Source organism: Streptomyces sp. NBC_01190 (assembly GCF_045039895.1).
Taxonomy (GTDB): domain Bacteria; phylum Actinomycetota; class Actinomycetes; order Streptomycetales; family Streptomycetaceae; genus Actinacidiphila.
This window is the reverse complement of record NZ_CP108580.1, coordinates 6,382,490-6,403,778: the sequence shown is the minus strand read 5'-3', so window position 1 is coordinate 6,403,778 and position 21,289 is coordinate 6,382,490. Positions and strand designations below refer to the sequence as shown.

The 21,289-nt window shown below is 72.0% G+C and carries 15 protein-coding genes; 5 read left to right on the top strand and 10 right to left on the bottom strand.

Annotated elements, in window-relative coordinates:
* Positions 1-52 precede the first annotated feature (52 nt).
* Positions 53-586: a hypothetical protein gene (locus OG519_RS26895; protein ID WP_405588957.1), complete on the bottom strand. Its 534-nt coding sequence runs from the start codon at positions 584-586 to the stop codon at positions 53-55.
* A gap of 353 nt (positions 587-939) precedes the next feature.
* On the opposite strand from OG519_RS26895, the gene OG519_RS26890 reads away from it, so the two are divergent.
* On the top strand, positions 940-1,146 hold the full coding sequence (locus OG519_RS26890; RefSeq protein ID WP_405588954.1) for an acyl carrier protein: 207 nt from the start codon (positions 940-942) through the stop codon (positions 1,144-1,146).
* Positions 1,147-1,300: 154 nt separating this feature from the next.
* On the opposite strand, the gene OG519_RS26885 is transcribed toward OG519_RS26890, so the two are convergent.
* Both OG519_RS26885 and OG519_RS26880 read right to left on the bottom strand, forming a co-directional pair.
* Positions 1,301-2,686 carry a class I SAM-dependent RNA methyltransferase gene (locus OG519_RS26885; protein ID WP_405588952.1) on the bottom strand — a complete coding sequence of 462 codons (1,386 nt, stop codon included), beginning with the start codon at positions 2,684-2,686 and terminating at the stop codon, positions 1,301-1,303.
* Between the two features lie 213 nt (positions 2,687-2,899).
* Complete coding sequence (locus tag OG519_RS26880; RefSeq protein WP_405588949.1) at positions 2,900-4,975, bottom strand: APC family permease; 2,076 nt, start codon at positions 4,973-4,975, stop codon at positions 2,900-2,902.
* A gap of 231 nt (positions 4,976-5,206) precedes the next feature.
* Between OG519_RS26880 and OG519_RS26875 the strand changes: the two genes are divergently transcribed.
* Together OG519_RS26875 and OG519_RS26870 are read left to right on the top strand one after the other, a co-directional pair.
* On the top strand, positions 5,207-5,875 hold the full coding sequence (locus OG519_RS26875) for a potassium channel family protein (RefSeq protein WP_405588946.1): 669 nt from the start codon (positions 5,207-5,209) through the stop codon (positions 5,873-5,875).
* Entirely contained in the window at positions 5,872-6,549 is a 678-nt protein-coding gene (locus OG519_RS26870) for a potassium channel family protein (protein ID WP_405588944.1), read from the top strand. The genes OG519_RS26875 and OG519_RS26870 overlap by 4 nt, the downstream gene beginning before the upstream one ends.
* Before the next feature lie 192 nt (positions 6,550-6,741).
* Here the strand turns inward: OG519_RS26870 and OG519_RS26865 are convergent, their stop codons facing one another.
* The 4 genes from OG519_RS26865 to OG519_RS26850 all read right to left on the bottom strand — a co-directional run bounded on the left by OG519_RS26865 (position 6,742) and on the right by OG519_RS26850 (position 11,338).
* A complete protein-coding gene (locus OG519_RS26865) occupies positions 6,742-7,494 on the bottom strand; it encodes a DUF3159 domain-containing protein (RefSeq protein ID WP_405588941.1) in 753 nt (250 codons plus the stop codon).
* A gap of 3 nt (positions 7,495-7,497) precedes the next feature.
* Positions 7,498-7,896 carry an OB-fold nucleic acid binding domain-containing protein gene (locus OG519_RS26860; protein WP_405588938.1) on the bottom strand — a complete coding sequence of 133 codons (399 nt, stop codon included), beginning with the start codon at positions 7,894-7,896 and terminating at the stop codon, positions 7,498-7,500.
* A gap of 13 nt (positions 7,897-7,909) precedes the next feature.
* On the bottom strand, positions 7,910-8,593 hold the full coding sequence (locus OG519_RS26855) for a response regulator (RefSeq protein ID WP_405588936.1): 684 nt from the start codon (positions 8,591-8,593) through the stop codon (positions 7,910-7,912).
* Between the two features lie 186 nt (positions 8,594-8,779).
* Positions 8,780-11,338, bottom strand: a complete 2,559-nt coding sequence (locus tag OG519_RS26850) for an ATP-binding protein (protein WP_405588934.1) — start codon at positions 11,336-11,338, stop codon at positions 8,780-8,782.
* A 268-nt stretch (positions 11,339-11,606) separates the two neighbouring features.
* On the opposite strand from OG519_RS26850, the gene OG519_RS26845 reads away from it, so the two are divergent.
* On the top strand, positions 11,607-12,848 hold the full coding sequence (locus OG519_RS26845) for a hypothetical protein (protein ID WP_405588931.1): 1,242 nt from the start codon (positions 11,607-11,609) through the stop codon (positions 12,846-12,848).
* 529 nt (positions 12,849-13,377) lie between these two features.
* On the opposite strand, the gene OG519_RS26840 is transcribed toward OG519_RS26845, so the two are convergent.
* Positions 13,378-15,735, bottom strand: a complete 2,358-nt coding sequence (locus OG519_RS26840) for a tetratricopeptide repeat protein (protein WP_405588929.1) — start codon at positions 15,733-15,735, stop codon at positions 13,378-13,380.
* Between the two features lie 218 nt (positions 15,736-15,953).
* Here OG519_RS26840 and OG519_RS26835 point away from each other — a divergent pair, with 218 nt between their 5' ends.
* Positions 15,954-19,139 (top strand): BTAD domain-containing putative transcriptional regulator, encoded by a 3,186-nt coding sequence (locus tag OG519_RS26835; RefSeq protein WP_405588926.1) that lies wholly within the window; start codon positions 15,954-15,956, stop codon positions 19,137-19,139.
* A 302-nt stretch (positions 19,140-19,441) separates the two neighbouring features.
* Here OG519_RS26835 and OG519_RS26830 read toward each other — a convergent pair whose 3' ends face one another.
* Positions 19,442-20,158, bottom strand: coding sequence for an ABC transporter ATP-binding protein (locus OG519_RS26830; protein WP_405593031.1), 717 nt, complete (start codon positions 20,156-20,158; stop codon positions 19,442-19,444).
* 345 nt (positions 20,159-20,503) lie between these two features.
* Positions 20,504-21,289: a DUF3710 domain-containing protein gene (locus OG519_RS26825; RefSeq protein ID WP_405593029.1), complete on the bottom strand. Its 786-nt coding sequence runs from the start codon at positions 21,287-21,289 to the stop codon at positions 20,504-20,506.

Sequence of the window (21,289 nt, the reverse complement as noted above, 5' to 3'; positions counted from 1 at the left end):
GAAGCGTGGATACGTGTGCCGGCGTTGTCCCTGGCACCCTGAGCGGATGTGGTCACCGGGCCGCCCGAGCCCGGTCCTCCGTCCGCACCGGCGCGTACACGGGGTTGAACCTCTCCGCGATGTACATGACCGGCCGGCCGTTCTCCATCATCGTATACGTTTTGCGGGCGCAGATATGTCCTGACCCGGATTCGCCCTGCCACCGGTCAAGACCCACCGATATCAATCGGCGCGATTGGCTCATGCCCAGCCGGACCATTCCTCGCCCGAGCGGGGCCTGACGGTCATCCATCAGTCCACCGAGGGCGGTACCCCCGATGGGGGCCAGCACGAGGTTGTCGGATACCAGATCGCCGCGCCGGGTGCGCAACTGCGAACTCCGGGCCAGCAGGACCGATCCCTCCGAGAGGCCGGGAAACACGGCTGTCTCCGCCGGGAAATCCAGCGCTAATCTTTGCTCCTGGCTGGACACTCGGATGAACAATTCCTCGCCGACCAGTGCTTCAAGCAGAGTTGTGGTGGAACCGTCCGAAGTGAGCAGCATGCGCGTTTCGGGCGGTAAGTAATCCCATGAAATGAAATCCATGGCTCGTCACCTATCCAGTCAGCGTTTGACATTCCCCCTACCGATAGACGGAGCGAAGGCAGTCAGCCGTTCAGCCCGGGCTGGAAGAATCCATGTGACGTGCGTCACCATCCATCGATGGACACGACCACGGGCGCCGCGGTGGACAGCGGCCATTTCGTCCATTGCACAGGAGTACGCGATTCGGCTCACCTGAGCGATGCGGTTCTTCGCCGAGCACCGCTGAGGAGTCGTCGGGGGCCGCAGGGACACGCAGCTCAAGGCGGTGGAGAAGCCGCAGGTCACAGCGGTGAACCAGCCCCGGTCTGCGCCGCGGACGATGCCGGGCGGTCCCGGACGCCGCGGCCACGGCCATGGGCATGGCGGCGCGGGCCGGCGGCGAGCTCGGCCGGGACCTGACCAGCCAGGGACTCGACTCCCTGATGGCGGCTCAGCTCAGGCAGGAGGTGCAGCGCTCGCACGGGATCCTGCTGCCCGTCGGCAAGATCCTGAGCCGCGCGACGCTCAGCGAGCTCACGGCGCACCTGGCGACGGCGCGAGGAGCGGAGCGCGAGGGGTGACCCGGGAGAACCACGGGGACGGGCGCGCGGGCCGCACAGCCCAGCCCCTTCAGCCCGGAGCCCGGACCACCCGTCGGCGGACGGTTGCTCGCGCAGTTCCCCGCGCCCCTGGCGCGGCCCCGCCGGCCGCCGTGGCGGGGCCCGTGATCAGGAGTCAGGCGCCCTTCGCGGCGGGCGCCAGGATCGCCACGCACTCCACGTGGTGGGTGAAGGGGAAGAGGTCGAAGGCCCGCAGGCTCAGGGTGCGGTACCCCTCCTCGGCGAACCAGGCGATGTCGCGGGCCAGGGCGGCCGGGTCGCAGGCGACGTACGCGATGCGGCGGGCGCCGAGGGAGGCGAGGTGGCGGACGGTCGGGTGGCCCGCGCCGGCCCGGGGCGGGTCGAGGACGATCAGGTCGGCCTCGCTGATGCCGGTCCGCGGCAGGACTTGCTCGACCTTGCCGAGTTCGACGCGGACCCGGTCCAGGTCCTGGAGGTTGTGCCGGGCGTCCTCGACGGCGCGCCGGGAGGACTCGATGCCGAGCACCGCGCCGCGCTCCCCCACCCGTTCGGCCAGCGCGCCGGCGAAGAGGCCGACCCCGCAGTAGAGGTCGAGCGCCGTCTCGCCCTTGCGCGGCATCAGACCCTGCATGACCACCTCGACCAGCAGCTCGGCGGCCTTCGGGTGCACCTGCCAGAAGCCGCCCTCGCCGACCCGCCAGGTGCGGCCGGCCGCGCGCTCGCGGACGAAGGGGCGGCCATGGACGCGGTGCACGGCGTGGTCGCGCTCACCGATCCGCTGCACCGACACCGGCTTGTCCAGCTCGACGATCGGCAGCCGGCCGCCGGGGCGCGGGGTGAGGATCACCTGGCGGTCGCTGGAGCCGGTGGCGGCGATGGCCTCGACGGAGGCGATCTGCGGCCACTCGCGCGCCTCGACGCCGAGTTCGTCGACACCGGGAGCCGCGATCAGGCAGTGGTCGATCACCTCGACGTCGTGCGAGCGGTGCTTGCGCAGGCCCGCCCGCCCCTCGGCGTCCACCGCGTACTGCACCCGGGTCCGCCAGGCCGGCACCCCGGGCCCGCCATCGGCCTTGGTCACCTTGTCCCCCGGCGCGGGCGCGACGGTGCCGTCCCAGCCGGCTTCCTCCGGGGTGAGTCCGGCGAGCCGGGCGAGCTGCTCGGCGACGACCGACGCCTTGAACCGGCGCTGCGCACCGGGCGTCGCGTGCTGCCAGTCGCAGCCGCCGCACCGTCCCGGTCCGGAGAAGGGGCACGGCGGCTCCACCCGGTCCTTGGACGCGGTCAGCACGCGTACGGCGTCGGCCCGCAGGAAGCGGGCACCCTCCTCGCCCTCGGTGACCCGGGCCACCACCCGCTCACCGGGCAGCGTGTGCCGGACGAAGAGCACCTGGCCGGCGTCGGTCCGCGCGACGCAGTGGCCGCCGTGCGCCACCGCGCCGACCTCGACCTCGTACTCCCGGCCGACGAGCGAGACGGCGGGGGGGTCGGACGGCGAGGCCGCTGAGGACGGCGAAGACGCTGAAGGCACGGCCTGCATACGGAGCTGCTCCTGGGGTGGTGGCGGGGGACGCGCGGGCGTGGGTGCGGGGCCCGACGGCGACAACCGACCAGTCTACGTGCCCGCGCCGACCGCCCTCACCGAGCGGAATCGCCCGGCCGCCGGGCCCGGCATCACCGCGGGCCTGGCGCGGACCCGGGGCCCAGCTCCGCAAGCCCTGCCCTGGGCCGCCGGAAGCTGCTTCCGCGCGCGCTACTTCTGTTCCGGCCCACCGCTCTGCGTGCTGTGCGCCCTGCTCCTGGGCAGCGGCGAAGGGCCCACCGGGCCGCGGCGGATCGACCCGGGCGCGTTCCAGTTGGCGCGCCGCCTGGCGCGGATCCGGGCCAGTTCCGACGACTCGAGCTGCCACGGCACCGAGGTGACCATCACACCGGGGGTGAAGAGCAGCCGTCCCTTGAGCCGGAGCGCGCTCTGGTTGTGCAGCAGATGCTCGTACCAGTGGCCGACCACGTACTCCGGGATGTAGACGCTGACCACGTCGCGCGGGCTGTCGCGGCGCAGACCCTTGACGTAGTCGATGATCGGCCGGGTGATCTCCCGGTAGGGCGAGTCGAGGACCTTCAGCGGCACGTCCATGCCGTGCCGCTGCCACTCGGCCTGGAGCGCCTTGGTGTCCTCGGGGTCGACGTTGATGCTGAGCGCCTCCAGGGAGTCCGAGCGCATCAGCTTGGCGTACGACAGCGCCCGCAAGGTGGGCTTGTGCAGCTTGGAGACCAGCACGATGGAGTGCACCCGGGACGGCCGTACGTAGTCCTCGCCCGGCTCGTCGTCGGCGGCGATCTCCTCGGCGACCCGGGTGTAGTGGCGGCGGATGGCGGTCATGGTGCCGTAGAAGACCACCATGCCGAGGACCGCGACCCAGGCGCCGTGGGTGAACTTGGTGAGCAGCACGATCACCAGCACCAGGCCGGTGAGGAAGGCGCCGAAGGTGTTGATCGCCCGGGAGCGGATCATGTGGCGGCGCTTGCCGGGATCGGTCTCGGACCGCAGATGCCGGTTCCAGTGCCGGACCATGCCGGTCTGGCTGAGAGTGAAGGAGACGAAGACGCCGACGATGTAGAGCTGGATCAGCCGGGTGGAGTCGGCGCCGTAGATGTAGACCAGGACGCAGGCGAAGCCGGCCAGCAGCACGATGCCGTTGGAGAAGGCGAGCCGGTCGCCGCGGGTGTGGAGCTGGCGGGGCAGATAGCGGTCCTGGGCGAGGATCGAGCCGAGCACGGGGAAGCCGTTGTAGGCGGTGTTGGCGGCCAGGAAGAGCACCAGCGCGGTGACGGTGGCGAGGAAGATGAACGGGATCGAGTTGTGTCCGAAGACCGCCTCGGCGACCTGGGCGATCACCGGGTCCTGGGTGAAGCCGTTGCCGACCGGGACACCGTGGTTGAGCAGGTCGGTGGCCGGGTTGGAGGCCATCTTGACCTTGGTGTTCATCGCCAGCGCGACGATGCCGCAGAACATGGTGGTGGCCAGCAGGCCCATCGCGGCCAGTGTGGTGGCGGCGTTCTTCGACTTGGGCTTCTTGAAGGCGGGCACGCCGTTGCTGATCGCCTCCACCCCGGTGAGCGCGGCGCAGCCGGAGGAGAAGGCGCGCAGCAGCAGGAAGAGCAGCGCGAAGCCGCCGATCCCCGAGGACTCCGCGTGCACCGTCAGTCCGGAGGTCGGCGCGTGCATCTCATGGCCGGTGGCGATCTTGAAGATGCCCCAGGCGATCATGCAGAAGACGCCGAAGACGAAGGCATAGGTGGGGATGGCGAAGATGGTGCCTGACTCGCGGACACCGCGCAGGTTCATCAGCATCAGCACCACGATCATGCCGATCGCGCCGAGCACCTTGTGGGTGACGAAGAACGGCACCGCTGAGCCGAGGTTCTCGATGCCCGAGGCGACCGACACCGCCACCGTGAGCACATAGTCGACCAGCAGGGCGCTGGCCACGGTGAGCCCCGCCCGGGGCCCCAGGTTGGTGGTGGCGACCTCGTAGTCGCCGCCGCCCGAGGGGTAGGCGTGGACGTTCTGCCGGTAGGAGGCCACGACGGTGAACATCAGCACCACGACCGCGACGGCGATCCAGGGGCTGAAGTGGTACGCCGACGCTCCCGCGATGGAAAGGACCAGCAGCACCTCGCCCGGCGCGTACGCCACGGAGGACAGCGGGTCCGATGCGAAGACGGGCAGCGCGAGACGTTTGGGGAGCAGTGTCTCCCCGAGTTTGTCACTGCGCAGCGCCCGCCCGATCAGGATCCGTTTCGGCAGGTCGGTCAGTTTGGACACTCCGCGATGTTAAGGGATCGCCAAGACGGGCGGAGCCCCCCTGCGTCATGGAGTGTGGCGAACTTGTGGGCCCCTCATGACGCAACCTTTAGCGTCGCGGTACACGTGTGTAGCTTTGGCCGCGGTCTGAGACGCTAGGCGTACCGCTTGAGGTACGCCGACGGCCCGGACGTGCGGCCGCGGGGCGGCACACAGGCAAAGGCGCATACGTTGGCAGCCGGAAGGACGGTCGTGCACGTCGTGATTATGGGATGCGGGCGAGTGGGTTCCACTCTCGCGCACTCCCTCGAACAGCAAGGTCATACGGTCGCGGTGGTGGACCAGGACCAGACGGCGTTCCGCCGGCTGGGAGCCGGGTTCGCCGGGCGCCGGGTGACCGGAGTCGGGTTCGACCAGGACACGCTGCGCGAAGCCGGGATCGAGGAGGCGGGTGCCTTCGCGGCCGTCAGCAGCGGCGACAACTCCAACATCATCGCGGCCCGGGTGGCCCGGGAGATGTTCGGCATCGAGAACGTGGTGGCCCGGATCTACGACCCGCGCCGTGCCGAGGTCTATCAGCGGCTCGGCATCCCGACCGTGGCCACCGTGCGGTGGACCGCCGACCAGATGCTGCGCCGGCTGCTGCCCTCGGGCGCCGAACCGCTGTGGCGCGACCCCAGCGGCGGGGTGCAGCTCGCCGAGGTGTACACCCCGGCCACCTGGATCGGGCACAAGGTGAGCCGGCTCCAGGAGGAGACCGGCGTCCGTGTGGCTTTTATCACTCGGCTCGGCGAGGCCATGCTGCCCACGTCGCAGACGGTGCTTCAGGAGGGCGATCTGGTGCATGTCATGATGCGCACCGACGGGGTCGCCGAGGTCGAGGCGGCTGTCGCCAAGGGTCCCGAGGGGGCGCACTCATGAGGGTGGCGATCGCCGGGGCCGGCGCGGTGGGGCGATCCATCGCGGCCGAGCTGCTGGAGAACGGGCACGAGGTGCTGCTCGTCGACAAGAACCCCACCTCCATCTCGGTGGAGCGGGTCCCGCAGGCGGAGTGGCTGCTGGCCGACGCGTGCGAGATCACCTCGCTGGACGAGGCGGCGCTCCAGCGCTGCAACGTGGTGATCGCGGCGACCGGTGACGACAAGGTCAACCTGGTGGTGTCGCTGCTGGCCAAGACCGAGTACGGGGTGCCACGCGTGGTGGCCCGGGTCAACAACCCCAAGAACGAGTGGCTCTTCAACGAGTCCTGGGGTGTCGACGTCGCGGTGTCCACCCCGCGGCTGATGTCGGCGCTGGTCGAGGAGGCGGTGAGCGTCGGCGACCTGGTCAGGCTGCTGCGCTTCAGCCAGGGTGATGCCAACCTGGTCGAGTTGACGCTGCCGGAGGAGGCGGCGCTGGTCGGTACCCGGGTCGGGGATGTGGAGTGGCCCACCGATACGTCGCTGGTCACCATCATCCGCGGCAATCGGGTGCTGACACCGTCCAAGGACGACGCGCTGGAGGCCGGGGACGAGCTGCTCTTCGTGGCGGCGCCGCACCGGGAGGAGCAGTTGGAGGACCTGCTGTCGCTCCAGGGCGAGGCCGACGCCGGGTAGCGGGCGGCCGGCCGGCCCGACGGCCGGGCGACCGGCCAATGGACGTACGAGGGCCCCGACGACCTGAGCAGGTCGTCGGGGCCCTTATATGAAGCGGCGTGAAGCGGCGCGAACCTTCGTGAAGCCGCGTGCCGCATCAAGAATCGTGGGCGAGCCGGGCCGGGCCGGCCGGGATCGCCGGGCCGGCCGGCCTCACGAAGAGCTCTGGCCGGCCTTCTCCGCCTGCTCGGCCTTCTCCGCCGCCTCCATCTCCGCGATCACGTCGATCGGCGCCGGCGCCTTCACCAGGAAGATCCAGGTGAGGTAGACCGACAGCAGGAACGGCGGGATGCCGAGCGCCACCTTGACCCAGCCGAGCTGGGTGGCGTTGCCCCACCAGTACAGCGGGAAGAGGATCGCCGACTTGGCCAGCAGGATCAGGCCCCAGGCCCAGCTCGCCTTGGTGTAGGCGCGCAGCCGGCCCGGGTTCCGCTTCCGCCAGGAGAGGTTCTCCTTGAAGATCGGTCCGAGGATCAGACCGAGCAGCGGGAAGCCGGCGGCGGCCGAGGCGAGGTAGGCGACGGCCAGGCCCAGCGTGTAGAGCATGCCGGGCAGATAGAAGTTCTTGGCGTTGCCGGAGAGCATCGCGAAGACCGCGCCGAAGGCGACCCCGAAGATGCCGCTGAAGGCGTGCTTGAGGGTGTCCCGCTGGACCAGGCGGACCACGCCGAGCACCACCGAGAGCGCGAGCGCGGCGATCCCGGCGGTCTTGATGTCGTGGTTGACGGTGTAGATCGCGACGAACACCAGGCCGGGCACGGTGGTCTCCACCATGCCGCGGACACCGCCGAACGCCTCGAAGAGCGCCGCCTCGGTGACAGCGCGTGCCTCCTGGTCCGCGTCGGCGGCGGTCTGCCGGCTCGCACCCCTGTGCCGTGCGGGGCCCGCGTTGTCTGGTGACGCCACCTGTTACTCCTGTCCGACCGGACGCAGCTCGTACTTGGGATTGAACAGCACTGGACGGCCGCGGTTCATCGAGATCCGGCCGGAGGCGATGATCCTGCGGCCGGGTTCGATACCCGTGATACTGCGTCGGCCCAGCCACACCACGTCGAGTGCGGCGGTCCCGTCGAAGAGTTCGGCCTCGAGCGCCGGCACGCCCGCCCGCGGACGGAGCGTGACCGTACGCAGCGTACCGGTGACGGAGACTATCTGGCGGTCGGCGCAGTCGGCTATCCGCGTGCAGCCGGTCGCGAGGGCGTCCTGCTGGAGCTCTTCCGAGTGCAGTTCCTCCTGGGACGAGGAGAGGCGGTCGAGCATACGGCGGAACCGGCCCGCGGGCCTCTCGGATCGCAGTGCACCACTCATGGCTCAAGGGTACTCACTGCTCGAAGCGGTACCCCATGCCAGGCTCGGTGATGAAATGCCGGGGCCGGGCCGGGTCGGTCTCCAGTTTCCGCCGCAACTGGGCCATATACACCCGCAGGTAGTTGCTCTCGGTGCCGTAGGCGGGGCCCCACACCTCCTGGAGGAGCTGCTTCTGGCTGACCAGCCGGCCGGGGTTGCGGACCAGTACCTCCAGCAGGTGCCACTCGGTCGGGGTCAGGCGCACGTCGGCGCCGGCCCGCTGCACCTTCTTGGCCGCGAGGTCGACGGTGAAGGTGTCGGTCTCGATGGTCGGGGCGTCGTCCTCGGGGCCGTTCGGCGTGGCCCGGCGCACCGCGGCCCGCAGCCGGGCCAGCAGCTCGTCCATGCCGAAGGGCTTGGTGACGTAGTCGTCGGCGCCGGCGTCCAGCGCCTCGACCTTCTCGTCGGACGCCTGCCGGGCGGACAGCACGATGATCGGCACCCGGGTCCAGCCGCGCAGGCCGCGGATCACGTCCACCCCGTCCATGTCGGGCAGGCCGAGGTCGAGCACCACCACGTCGGGATGGCGGGCGGCGGCGACCCGCAGCGCGGTGGCGCCGTCGTGGGCTGCGTCCACCTCGTACGACCGTGCCCGCAGATTGATGGCCAGCGCGCGGACGAGCTGCGGCTCGTCGTCGACCACGAGCACCCGGTGCATCTGTGTCCTTTCCCGGATTGCTGGATTGCTGGGTTGCTGGATTGCTGGATTGCTGAAGACTGCCGGTCCCCGATGGCCGGACCGAGCGGTCGGCGGGCTGAGGGGTCCCGGCGGTGGCGGGGCGGCAGCGGCGGCGGGCGCGGCAGGGACGCGCCCCCTGTGACCAGTGTGGCGGTCAGGTGGTGGTCAGGTAGCGGCGGTGGCGGGAAGGTCGGGGCGGGACGCGGGGCCGCGGGAGGCGGCCCGCAGGGTGAACACCATGGTCAGACCGCCACCGGGGGTGTCCTCAGCGAGGAGCGTGCCGCCCATCGCCTCGGCGAAGCCCCGGGCGACGGCGAGACCGAGCCCCACTCCGTTGCCGCGCGGCGCGTCGCCGTAGCGCTGGAAGGGCTCGAATATGTGCTCCTTGGCCTCCTCGGGGACACCGGGCCCGCGGTCGACCACCCGCAGTTCGACGCGTTCGCCGAGCGCGCTCGCCGCGACCAGGACCTTGGTGTCCCCGGGGCTGTACTTGACGGCGTTCTCCACCACGTTGGCGACGCCGCGCTCCAGCAGGCCGGGGTCGACGGCCACCATCGGCAGCGTCTCCGGGATGTCGAGGGCGACGCTCTGCTCGGGGACCCCGCCGAGCGCCATCGGCACCACCTCGTCCAGGTCGACCTCGCGGATCAGCGGCACCACGGTGCCGGTCTGGAGCCGCGACATGTCGAGCAGGTTGCCGACCAGGTGGTCGAGCCGGTCGGCGCCGTCCTCGATGCCGGCCAGCAGCTCCGCCTCGTCCTGCGGGGACCAGGCCACGTCGTCGGAGCGCAGCGAGGACACCGACGCCTTGATGCCGGCCAGCGGAGTGCGCAGATCGTGCGAGACGGCGGCGAGCAGCGCGGTACGGATCCGGTTGCCCTCGGCGAGCTCCCTGGCCCGGCCCGCCTCGTCGGCGAGGCGTTCGCGGTCGAGCGCGACGGCGGCCTGCGCGGCGAAGGCGGACAGCACCCGGCGGTCCGAGGCGGGCAGCACCCGGCCGCTCAGCGCGAGGGCCAGCCGGTCGTTGACCGACACCTCCACATCGGCGTCCTCCGGCCGCACGCAGGGGTTGTCGCCGACGCTCGCCACACAGCGCCAGGTGTCACGCCCGCCGGTCTCGTCGTCCCGGTCGGCTCGCTCCAGCAGCACCACCGCGTCCATGGCGAAGGACTCCCTGACCCGGTCGAGCAGCGCCCGCAAGCTGCTCTCGCCGCGCAGCACACTGCCTGCCAGATACGACAGGATCTCCGCCTCGGCCCGCAGCCGGGCGGCGAGCTGGGTACGGCGGGCGGCCAGGTCCACCACCGAGGCGACGGCCGCGCCCACCAGGACGAAGATCACGATGGCGATGATGTTCTCCGGCTGGGCGACCGTGAACGAGTGCCTCGGCGGGGTGAAGTACCAGTTCAGCAGGAGCGAGCCGCCCACCGCGGAGACCAGCGCGGGCAGCAGCCCGCCGACGAGGGCGGCGGCCACCGTCAGGGTGAGGAAGAGCAGCATCTCGGTGGCCAGGCTCATACCGGCGTGCGCGTGGGTCAGCAGCAGCACCAGCAGCAGCGGCGCCGCGACCCCGGTCAGCCAGCCGGCGATCACCCGGGACCTGCCGAGCCGGGCGCCGCGGGCGGCGGGCAGTCCGCGCCCCTTGGCGGCCTGCTCGTGGGTGACGATGTGCACGTCGATGTCGCCGGAGTCGCGGGCGACGGTGGTGCCGACGCCGGGTCCGAGCGCGTACTGCCAGGTCTTGCGGCGGCTGGTGCCGAGCACGATCTGGGTGGCGTTGGCGCCGCGCGCGAAGTCGAGCAGCGCGTCGGGCACGTCGTCGCCGATGACCTGGTGGTAGGTGCCGCCGAGGCTCTCGACGAGCGTGCGCTGACCGGTGAGCTCCTTGGTGGAGCCCGAGGCGAGGCCGTCGCTGCGCACGATGTGGACGGCGAGGATCTCGCTGCCCGAGCCCTTGGCGGCCATCCTGGCGGCCCGGCGGATCAGGGTGCGGCCCTCGGGGCCGCCGGTCAGGCCGACCACGATCCGCTCCCTGGCCTGCCAGGTGGCGGAGATGCGGTGGTCGGCGCGGTACTGCTGGAGGTATTCGTCGGCCCGGTCGGCGGTCCACAGCAGCGCGAGCTCGCGCAGGGCGGTGAGGTTGCCGGGCCGGAAGTAGTTGGACAGCGCCGCGTCCACCTTGTCGGACGCGTAGATGTTGCCGTGCGCCATCCGGCGGCGCAGCGCCTGGGGCGACATGTCGACCAGCTCGATCTGGTCGGCCTTGCGCACCACCTCGTCGGGCACGGTCTCGCGCTGCCTGACCCCGGTGATGGACTCCACCACGTCGGCCAGCGACTCCAGGTGCTGGATGTTGAGGTTGGAGATGACGTCGATCCCGGCCCTGAGCAGCTCCTCGACGTCCTGCCAGCGCTTGGCGTTGCGGGAGCCCGGCGCATTGGTGTGGGCCAGTTCGTCCACCAGGGCGATCTCGGGGGCGCGGGCCAGGATCGCGTCGGCGTCCATCTCGTGGAAGACGGTGCCGCGGTAGGCCAGCTCCTTGCGGTCCACGGTCTCCAGGCCGCTGAGCATCACCTCGGTACGCGGCCGCCGGTGGTTCTCCACGTAGCCCACCACCACGTCCTTGCCCCGTTCGGCGCTCCGGTGGGCCTCGGAGAGCATGGCGTAGGTCTTCCCCACACCGGGGGCCGCCCCGAGGTAAATGCGCAGTGTGCCGCGTGCCATGGCTCCATCGTCCCGCCCATGCGCCTCCTCCACCCGTCCCGGGTGCGTGCGCCTGCTCCGACCATAGATCCAGCCGGCCCATCACACCGGATTTCACACTTCCGGGGGCTTGACCTTGACGGCGTCTTGACGCCCGCCCGCACAAGCGCCGGCCTGGCAAGGTTTCCGCAAGACTTTGGCATGTCCTCCGTCAGACGTCCCGGGCAAACCGTTTCCAGGCGGCCGAACGCCGGCCGTGCGAGACGACTCACGTCGGGGGGTTTCACCCATGTCAGCGGTAGACGGGCCGACCGGCCCGGTCATGCGCGGTCCCGAGCGGTGGTTCACACTGTCGGGCGGCAAGAATGTCATGGTCGTGGTGCACACCGTGGTGTACGGACAACGGCTCCGGGATGTCTTCGAACTGCTCCGTTCCGATCTGCGGATCCAGGTGCGCTTCACCATCGCCCCGCACGCCTTCAACCCGGGAGTCCTCGCGTTCCTCGACGCCCTCGGCGCCCAGGTGGTGCCCTGGGCGGAGGCGGTCGCGAGCGACCACGACCTGGTGCTCGCCGCCGGTTCGCGGGGCATCGAGCAACTGCACGGCCCACTGCTCCGTATCCCGCACGGCGCCGGCCACATCAAGCTGACCGGATCGGCGGGTGCCCGGCACCGGAGCGTCAGCGGGCTCGGCCGCGACTTCCTGATGTCCGGCGACCGGATGGTGCCGGCCGCCTACGCGCTCGCCCACCAGGACGATCTGACCCTGCTGGCCCGCTCCTGCCCGGAGGCGCTGCCGATCGCCGAGGTGGTGGGGGACGCCTCGTACGACCGGATCGAGCGCAGTCTGGCGCTGCGCGAGGAATACCGGCGAGCGCTCGGCGTACGGGGCGGGGAGCAACTGGTGGTGATCTGCTCCACCTGGGGCCATGGATCGAGCTTCAACCGGCTCGACGCGCTGCTGCCGCGGGTACTGGCCGACCTCGATCCGGCCGACGGCTTCCGCACGGTGCTCATGCTCCACCCCAACGCGTGGGCCGGCCACGGCGGCTGGCAGGTGCGGGCGTGGCTGGCCGGTGACGGGCGGCGGACGGTGTCCGTCCTCCCGCCGGAGGCCGACTGGCGCCCGCTGCTGGTGGCGGCCGACGCGGTGATCGGCGACCACGGCTCGGTGACGCTCTACGCGGCCATGTGCGGTGTCCCGATCCTGATGGCCCGCTTCCCCGAGCAGGACGTCAACCCGTACTCGCCGGGCGCGGCCCTGGCCGTCCTCGCCCCGGCGCTCTCCCTGACCCACTCGCTGTCCCGGCAGCTCGGCTACGCGCGGGACCACTACCAGCCGGGGGCGTACCGAGGCGTCGCCGCGCGGATCTCCTCGGAGCCGGGTGGCTTCAACCGCCGGATGCGCAGCCTCATGTACCGGCTGCTGAACCTCGGCGAGCCCGCTCATGAACCGGAGACCGAGGCGTTGCCGCGCCCGGAGCCGCTGCCGCTGCCCGCCGGGCTGGTCGGCGGGGGCGAGGCGTCGTGAGGGGGCCGGCCGCGTTGACCCGGTGGGGCGGCGGGTGCCGGGTCGAGGTGGGTCTGCGGGTGCGCGCGGAGGAGTCGCTGACGCCGCCTCAGCCGCCGCGGTCGGCCGGCCGGCCGGAGCCGTTGCCGGTCCACATCGACCAGCACCTCGGCGTCCGCTGGGACGAGGAGCAGGGGGGGCGATGGCGGGACAGCGCGGATGTGCTGTGGCGCGGCTCCTCGCTGCCCTCCCGGTCGGCGGCGTACGCCTGGGGCCGGGAGGTGCTTCACCGGTATCCGGGCGTACGGGTGGTCTGCGCTCCCTATGACTCCCTGGACGGCGCCCGCCACGGCTCCGTTCGTTGCCTGGTCATGCCCGCGGGGGCTCCCCCGCTGACGGCCCGCGCGGCGGGTGGCGGTCGGAGCGCCGCCGTGCCGGGCGCCGTCGGCTCGCTGGTGCACGCCTGCCTCACCGCCCGGCTGGCACTGGACCGGCCGACGCGGGCCGTGCTGCTTCTCCGCGGGTGGGGCCGCCGGCGGTGCTGGACCGTTCAGCTCGAACCGGACTCGGGGGCGGGGCCGGGTCGGTCGCCGTCCGGGACCGGATCGGGGTCGGCCGGATCGGCGGGCTCGGCCGGATCGGCGGGCTCGGCGGGCTCGGCCGGATCGGCGGGCTCGGCCGGATCGGCGGGCTCGGCGGGCTCGGGCGGTTCGGCCGGCGCCGGTGTCCCGATCGGCGCCCGGGTGGCGGGAGCCATCTCCGCCAACCGGGCCGCCACCCGGCCGGTGTCGGGGGCGCCGACGCCTTCGTAGAGCGCGACCGACCGCTCGTACGCGCCCCTGGCCTGGTCCGGGCGGTCGGATCCCTGGAGCACGACGCCGAGCATCTCCAGGGCGTACGCCTCCCAGTGCACGGAGCCGCGACTCCTGAACTCCGCCACGGCCTGCCGCAGCCGCTCCGCCGCGGCCTCGGCCCTGCCCGCCTCGCCGAGCGCGCGGCCCAGGAGCGCCAGTGCCCGGCTCGCCTCGTACGGGTCGGGCAGGGCCAGCAACTCCTCCCGCGCCCGGCTCAGCGCCTCGACCGCCTCCTGAGGCCGCCCGGCCAGCCGGGCGGTGTCGCCCAGGGAGATCCGGGAGAGCGCGGCCCCCCGGACGTAACCGATCTCCTCCCGGATCCGCAGCGCGGGGGCGAACCACTCAAGCGCCTCGGCCGGGCGTCCGGCGAACTGATGGCAGTGGCCGAGGCCATGCATCGCCTGAGCCTCGGCGCGCCGGTCACCCGCCGTTCGGGCCAGGTCCAGCGCCTCACCGAACCACCGGATCGCCTCGTCGGGGTCACCGGCGTCGCAGAGACCGGTACCGCCGGAGGTCAGCATCCGCAACTCACCGGGACCGGCGCCGGCCCGCCGGGCGGCTGCCAGGCCGAGACGATGCGCCTCGATCCACAGGGCGTACGGCCGCAGCCGCAGCCAGAGCGGCCAGAGCGCGTCGGCGAGCTGCCAGCACAGGCCGTGCCAGCCGCGGTCGGCGGCGGTGCGCACCGCCGCCATGAGGTGGGATTGCTCGGCCGCGAGCCAGGCCAGCGCCTCGCGCTCGGCGGGGAAGCCGCCGACCGGGTCGGGCCCGAGATCCGGGCGCCCGCGCCGGCTCGCGGTCAGGGCCGGGTAGTCGCGATCGAGGTCCCGATGGGAGGGGCTGATCAGCGCCTCGGCGGCGGTGGCCGTCGCCAGGTAGTGCTCCAGGGCGCGGCGGAGGGCATCGGCACGGTCCGTTTCCTGGTCGTGCGTCTCGGCGAGGCCGCGGGCGTGCAGCCGCACCAGGTCATGGAACCGGTGCCGCCCGTCGGCCAGTTCCTCGATGAGACTCGCCTCCGCGAGGACCTCCAGCAGCCGCGCGGCGGCCGGCTGGGGACAGCCGGCCGCGGCCGCGGACACCGGCAGGGCGAGTTCGGCGAAGGGTAGCAGGCCGAGCAGCCGGTACATCGTCGCGGCGTCCGGCGGCAGCAGCCGGTAGGACGCGTCGAGGGCGCTCTGCACGGCGACTTCCTCCCCGGATTCCCCGGTACGCAGCTCCGCCAGGCGCTGCGCCCCGCGGTCGAGTGCTTCCGCGGTGACTTCCAGCGGCTGTCCGGGCCGGGCGGCCATCCGAGCCGCGGCCACGCAGACGGCCAGCGCCAGACCGCCGCAGCGGTCCACCACCCGGCGGACGGCGGCCGGTTCGGCCTCGGTACGCCGGGCACCGACCCGCTGGGCGAGGATCTCGGCCGACGCCTCGGCGTCCAGCACGCCGAGCGGGTGGAAGACCGCGCCCTCAAGTCCGAGACCGGTCAGCCGCCAGCGGCTGGTGACCACCACGATGCTCTGCTCGGAGCCCGGCAGCAGCGGTCTGACCTGGGCCGCCGACACGGCGTTGTCGAGCATCAGCAGCAGTCGCCGCCCGGCGGTGACGGACCGCCAGAGCGAGGCGCACTCCGCCGGATCGCCCGGTATCGCGCTCTGGCCGAACGCCCGCAGGAACATGCCGAGCGACTCGGTGGGCCGCGCCGGGCCCTCGGGGGCGTGCCCGCGCAGATCGGCGTAGAGCTGCCCGCCGGGGAAGTCGGCCGCCTGGCCGCGCAGCCAGTACGCGGCCAGGGCGGTCTTTCCCACGCCCGGTGGCCCGTTGACCACGACCACCAGCGGGCCCGCTCCGAGGCCGCCGCTCTGCCGCACCGCGTCGAGCTCCGCCAGCTCCCGCGCCCGGCCGGCCAGTCGCCGAGGCGCGGCGATCAACTGCCGGGGCACCGGCAGGGCGACGGCGGGCGGCGCGTGCCAGTGGATGTCGCGCACGGTGTGTGCCTGCACGACGCCCGCGCGGTACTCCCCACCATTGATCTCATTGTTCTGCGTACCGCTGCTGTTCGCGTCCACGGCCGCTCCCCCACATCGCTCCCGCGTCTGCCCGCTTCCGGCCCATCGTCGGTGCTCGGCCGCCCGGGCGGGCCGGCCGGTAGCGGATGACGGCGAAAGCTCTTCACATTATTGGCTGTTTCCGGTGCATGACAGGGCGTAAGTGGTATGGCACGGTGACACACCGTCGTGTCATGCTCACGAAGAAGACAGGGTGACCATCGGCCGGAGGGGCAACGATGGAGATTCATCTCCTGGGCGCGGTCGAGTTGTCGTCGCACGGAACGGTGGTGCGACTCGGATCCGATCGGGCCCGCTGCCTTCTCGCGTCACTCGCCTTCGACGTCGGTCGGCCCGTCGCCCAGGACGCCCTTGTCCACCGGTTGTGGGACGACGAGCCGCCGGACACCGCGATGGCCAACCTCCATACGTACATCTCGCGACTCCGGCGCGCGCTGAAAGAGGCAGACGGCACCGACCGGCTGCCGCCACCTGCGGTGATCACTCTAAGCGCTCACACCTACACACTCGAAACCGATCCGGCGTCCATCGACTGGCACCGGTTTCTGCGGCTGACGAGGGAAGCCGGGTCCGCCGCCAGTGCGGGCGACCAGGCCCGTGCGCTCACCGAACTCGACGCCGCCGAGAGCCTGTGGATCGGCGAGGCGCTGGCCGGCCTGCCCGGCTCGTGGGCGCGCTCGACCCGCGGCTCGATGGCCGCGCGGCGGCTCGCGGCCGCCCACAGCCGGCTGGCCCTGCACATCCGGCTCGCACACTTCGCGGAGGCCATCGCCGAGGCGACCCAGCTGGTCCAGGACCATCCGCTGGACGAGGCGCTGACCCGGCATCTGATGGTGGCCCTCTACGGAGCCGGCAACCACGCGGAGGCGCTCACCGTCTACCAGCGCGCCCGCCGCCTCTTCCGCGACCGGCTCGGCAGCGACCCGGGCGAACCACTGGCCCGCACCCACGCCCAGATTCTCCGCGGCGCCCCCCTCCAAGCCCTCGTCCCCGACCTCCGCCCCACCCCCGCCCCGCGCCACGCCCCGGCCGCCGGCCCGCACAATCTGCCCCGCCGTCCGCATCTCCTCGGCCGCGAGACCGAGTTGCGCCGGGTGTTGCCTGCGGAGGGTGCCGGCGGGCCGACCGGACCGGCCGGCGGCGTCAAGGCGATCTCCGGGACGGCCGGCGTCGGGAAGACCGCGCTCGCGCTCTACGCGGCCCACGAACTCGCCGACCGCTACCCCCAGGGACAGGTGTTCCTGCATCTGCGGGGCAACGTGGCCGCGCAGCCGCCGATGCGGGCCGACGCGGCACTGGCCGCCCTGCTGGGGAGCTTCGGGGTGGCCCCCGACGCGATCCCGCGCGATCACCAGGAGCGGGTCGCGCTCTGGCGAACGGTGATCAGGGGGAAGCGGGCCGTCATCATTCTCGACGACGCCCGGAACGCCGAACAGGTGGCGCCACTGCTCCCCGACGACAGCGCCTCCCTGGTGCTGATCACCAGTCGGCATCGGCTCGCCGAACTTCCCTCCGCGCACCCGGTATTCCTGGACGTCCTCCCCCTTGAGGACGCGGTGGGCCTCTTCCGCGCCCTGGTCGGAACGGAGCGCGCGGCCGACCGGGACAAGATCGCCGAGGTCGTCGGCCGGGTCGAGCACCTGCCGCTCGCGGTGGAAATCGTGGCGAGCCGCTTCAAGGGCCGCCCCTCCTGGGACCTCGGCCACTTGCTCGAGCGGCTGAACCGGCCGCGGCGCCTGAAGGAGATCCACGATCACCACCAGGAGATCGCCACCGCCCTCGAGATGTCCTACGCCTCGCTCTCCGACGATCAGCGCGCCGCCTTCCGCCGGCTGAGCTTCCATCCGGTGCCGGACTTCGGCCTGCATGCCGCGGCCGCACTCATCGGCGAAGCGCCCGACCGCACCGAGCGGTTGATCGAGGACCTCCTCGACTGCCATCTCCTCCAGGAGCCCCGGCCCGACCGCTATCGCCTGTACGACCTGCTCGGCGAGTTCGCCTCGTTCCTGGCCGTGCTGGAGGAGCCGGCCGACGAGCGGACCGCGGTCACCGAGCGCCTGACCGGATACGCGCTCCGCGCGGCCGACCGCGCCGACCGAGTACTGCACCCGCACCGCACCCGGCTGGCCCTACCCGCCGCCGGCTCAGCTCCTGCCGCGCCGGGGTCGGTCCCCGCCTGGCCGGACACCGTCGCGGCGGGTGCCTGGATCAGCGATGAGCTGGAGAGCCTGCTGGCCGTCGAGCACCGCGCGCGGGCGGCGGGCCGCGCCCAAGACGCCGCCTGGCTCGCCCATGTCCTCGCCGAGTTCGCCGACTCCGAGATCTACTGGCCGGAAGCGGTCGCCATGCACCAGGCGGCGGCCGCCCACTGGCAGGCCGCGGGCGACCCCCGGGCGGAGTGCCGCGCCTTGCTCGACCTCACCACCGTCCTTTCCCGTGCCAGCCGCTACCCGGAGTCGGCGAGGGTCGCCGAGCGGGCGCTGGAGCTCGCCAGGGCCCAGGACGACGCCACGGCCACCGCCGACGCGCTCAGCCAGTTGGGCATCCTGCACTGGCACGTCGGCGAGTACGGCGAGGCGGTGACCATCCTGGGCGAATCCCTCGAACTGCGCGCGGACGACATTTGGGGACGATCGCGAGGGCTGAACAATCTGGCCGTCACCTACCTCTACATGGGCGATCCCAAAAGTGCGCTGACGACATTCACGGAGGCGCTGAACGAAGTGCGCCGCATAGGAGATCCGCCAAGCGAGGCAGTGCTGCTCAACAATATCGGCGATCTCCGATTACGCGCCGGCCAGAAAGAGGCGGCACGGGCCGACTTTTCAGAGGCATTGGCACTCAGCCCGGAACAGGGCAGCGAACTCTTGCGGTCGGTCATACGGGTCAATCTCGCCGGAACCCTCACCATTCCGGACGAGCTGAATACCGCGGTGGAGCTCTACAATTCCGGGCTCGCGTTCTTCCGCCGCATCGGAGACCGCGGAAACGAGGCCGGCACCCTGAACGGACTGGGGGCAGCCTATCGGGCCGCGGCGCGCCACGCGGAGGCCAGGGTCCACCACGAGAGCGCCCTCGCACTCGCCCAGGCCATCGGATCGGGTCACGACGAGGCCGCCGCACGACGCGGCATCGGCGACGCGGACCGGAGCCTTGGCCACTTACCGCAGGCCCGCCTGGCATTGGAGGCCGCGGCCGCGCTGGCCCACCGTATCAGCGCCCCCGAGGAGGAGGCGCCGGCCTGTGAGAGTCTGGCGGAGATTCTGGTAAGCGAGGGACGCGTCACCGAGGCCAGGGAGCTGTGGAAACGCGCGGCGGAACTCTTTTCCAACCTGAACCAATCCGCGTACGAGCGAATTCGTCAAAGGTTGAACCAGCTCGATCACCCGCCGTCGGATTGGTGACAGCGGGAAGCGTGAGCGGGTTCGCGCCACACCCCGAGAAGTGGCATATGCCATGATCCCTTGAACCCTTGAACCCCGGCGGCCCGACCGATGAGGATTGGCAGCGAGATAATCGCACCTGCACACCTTTGAGGTCAGCACATCCATGGTTCCATTTGCCGCCGTCGTTCTCGCCGTCGCGCCACTCCAACGACCGGCCGCGGCTATACCGGTAAAAATCGTTCCACACTACGTCGCGGCGGCTCCTGCCGTATTCCGGGAACCGTTGTGGACCGGTTGGTCGACCGGTGTCCTCCGTATCGTCATATGTCTGCCCCTGCATTAGCGGCGCGCGGCGTCGGAAAAGACTCCGGGTCGGCGACGATGCGGCCGTCGCGCAGTTCGAGGACGCGGTCGGCCAGGGCGAGGAGCTGGGTGTCGTGGGTGGCCACGAGGGCGGTGACGCCCTCGCTGCGGACGACGGCTCGCAGCAGGTCCATCACCGCCAGGCCGGTGTCCGCGTCGAGTTGGCCGGTGGGTTCGTCGGCGATGATCAGCAGCGGCTGGTTGGCGAGCGCGCGGGCGATGGCGACGCGCTGCTGCTGGCCGCCGGAGAGCTCGCCGGGGCGCTGGTCGGCGTGGTCGGCCAGCCCGACGAGGCCGAGGAGGAGGTCGACACGCTCGTCGCGTTCACGCGCGGCGACCTTGCGCAGGCGCATCGGGACGCCGACGTTCTCGGCGGCGGTCAGGATGGGGATCAGGCCGAAGGACTGGAAGACGAAGCCGATACGGTCCCGGCGCAGCGCGAGCAGCTCGTCGTCGCCGAGGCCGGCCAGTTCGACCCCGTCCAGGGTGATCCTGCCGCCGTCGGGGGTGTCGAGACCGCCGACGAGGTTGAGCACCGTGGTCTTGCCCGAGCCGGAACGGCCCTTGAGGGCGACCAGCTCACCGCGCGGCACGGTGAAGGAGACACCGCGCAGGGCGTGGACGGCGGTTTCGCCGGCGCCGTAGGTACGGCGCAGATCCTCCACCACGACCATGTGGCCGGCCGGCGCCACCGCGGTGGCGGTCGCGCCCCAGCCGGTCGACAGCTCAGCGGGCTGCCCGGCGGACTCCCCGCTCGGCTGCCCGGTCGCCTGCTCGCTCATGCTTCCTCCCCGTCCCGGTCCCCGCGGGCCTGTTCCGGCCCCTGAGACCCCCTGTGGCGGCCCCGTCGAGGGACGGCCCCACCCGCGTACGGGTACGGTACGCGACGCCCGGCCGCTGTCCACAGGCCCCCGCCCACCGGGACGAACGCGGCTCACCCGGCCGCCGATCGCATCGGTGGCCGGGTGAGCCGGGTGAGTCGCGTTCGAGCCGGGTGCCGGACGGCCCACGGCCGGAGATCAGTGCAGTTCGGTGATCTCCGGCCCGCGGCGCATCGGGTCGATCCCGTCCCCGAACTTGGACGGCTCCGCCGCCTCGGGGGCCGCGACACCGTCCGGCACCATCTGCGCGTCGTTCGGCAGCTTGAGGACGATCGGGTCGCGGGGCGCCATCGGCGCCTCGCCGCGCACCACCACGGTGTCGCGGAAGATCGACTCCAGCACACCGGCCGCACCGGGCTGGACCGCGCCCTGGCCCGAGATCACCCCGCGCAGGAACCAGCGCGGGCCGTCACAGCCGATGAAGCGCACCAGCTGGACACCGTTGGTGCCGTCGGGCAGCCGCACCGGGACCTGCGCCCGCAGCTCCCACCCGAGCGGGCCCTCGACCTCGTCGACGATGCCGCCCTGCTGGGTGATGCCGGACGCGATCTCGTCGCGCACCTCGCCCCAGATGCCCTCGGACTTGGGGGCGGCGAAGCCCTGGAGCTGCACGGCGCTGTCCCGCAGCACCACGGTGGCGGCGACGATCGACTCGCCGGCCACCTCGACGCGGAGCTCCATGCCGTCGACCGCGGGGACGAAGAGACCGCCGAGGTCCACCCGCCCCTCCGCGGGCTCGTGGATCTCGCTCACATCCCACGGCCCATCGGGCCGCGGGGCGGCCGGGAGGCTGTAGCGGGCCGACTCCCCGGAGCCGTCCGACTCCTGCCCGGCATCCTCGGCGTCCTCGGTCGGCTCGGCGAGGCCCTCGGCCTCGTCGAGCTCGTCGACGGCGTCTTCGCGCTCCTTGCGACGACGGAACAC

Bases quoted from the DNA above. Each gene is read 5' to 3' on its own strand.
- OG519_RS26895 (WP_405588957.1), bottom strand. From the start codon at position 586: ATGGATTTCATTTCATGGGATTACTTACCGCCCGAAACGCGCATGCTG.
- OG519_RS26890 (WP_405588954.1), top strand. From the start codon at position 940: ATGGGCATGGCGGCGCGGGCCGGCGGCGAGCTCGGCCGGGACCTGACC.
- OG519_RS26885 (WP_405588952.1), bottom strand. From the start codon at position 2,686: ATGCAGGCCGTGCCTTCAGCGTCTTCGCCGTCCTCAGCGGCCTCGCCG.
- OG519_RS26870 (WP_405588944.1), top strand. From the start codon at position 5,872: ATGAGGGTGGCGATCGCCGGGGCCGGCGCGGTGGGGCGATCCATCGCG.
- OG519_RS26860 (WP_405588938.1), bottom strand. From the start codon at position 7,896: ATGAGTGGTGCACTGCGATCCGAGAGGCCCGCGGGCCGGTTCCGCCGT.
- OG519_RS26855 (WP_405588936.1), bottom strand. From the start codon at position 8,593: ATGCACCGGGTGCTCGTGGTCGACGACGAGCCGCAGCTCGTCCGCGCG.
- OG519_RS26850 (WP_405588934.1), bottom strand. From the start codon at position 11,338: ATGGCACGCGGCACACTGCGCATTTACCTCGGGGCGGCCCCCGGTGTG.
- OG519_RS26845 (WP_405588931.1), top strand. From the start codon at position 11,607: ATGTCAGCGGTAGACGGGCCGACCGGCCCGGTCATGCGCGGTCCCGAG.
- OG519_RS26835 (WP_405588926.1), top strand. From the start codon at position 15,954: ATGGAGATTCATCTCCTGGGCGCGGTCGAGTTGTCGTCGCACGGAACG.
- OG519_RS26830 (WP_405593031.1), bottom strand. From the start codon at position 20,158: ATGGTCGTGGTGGAGGATCTGCGCCGTACCTACGGCGCCGGCGAAACC.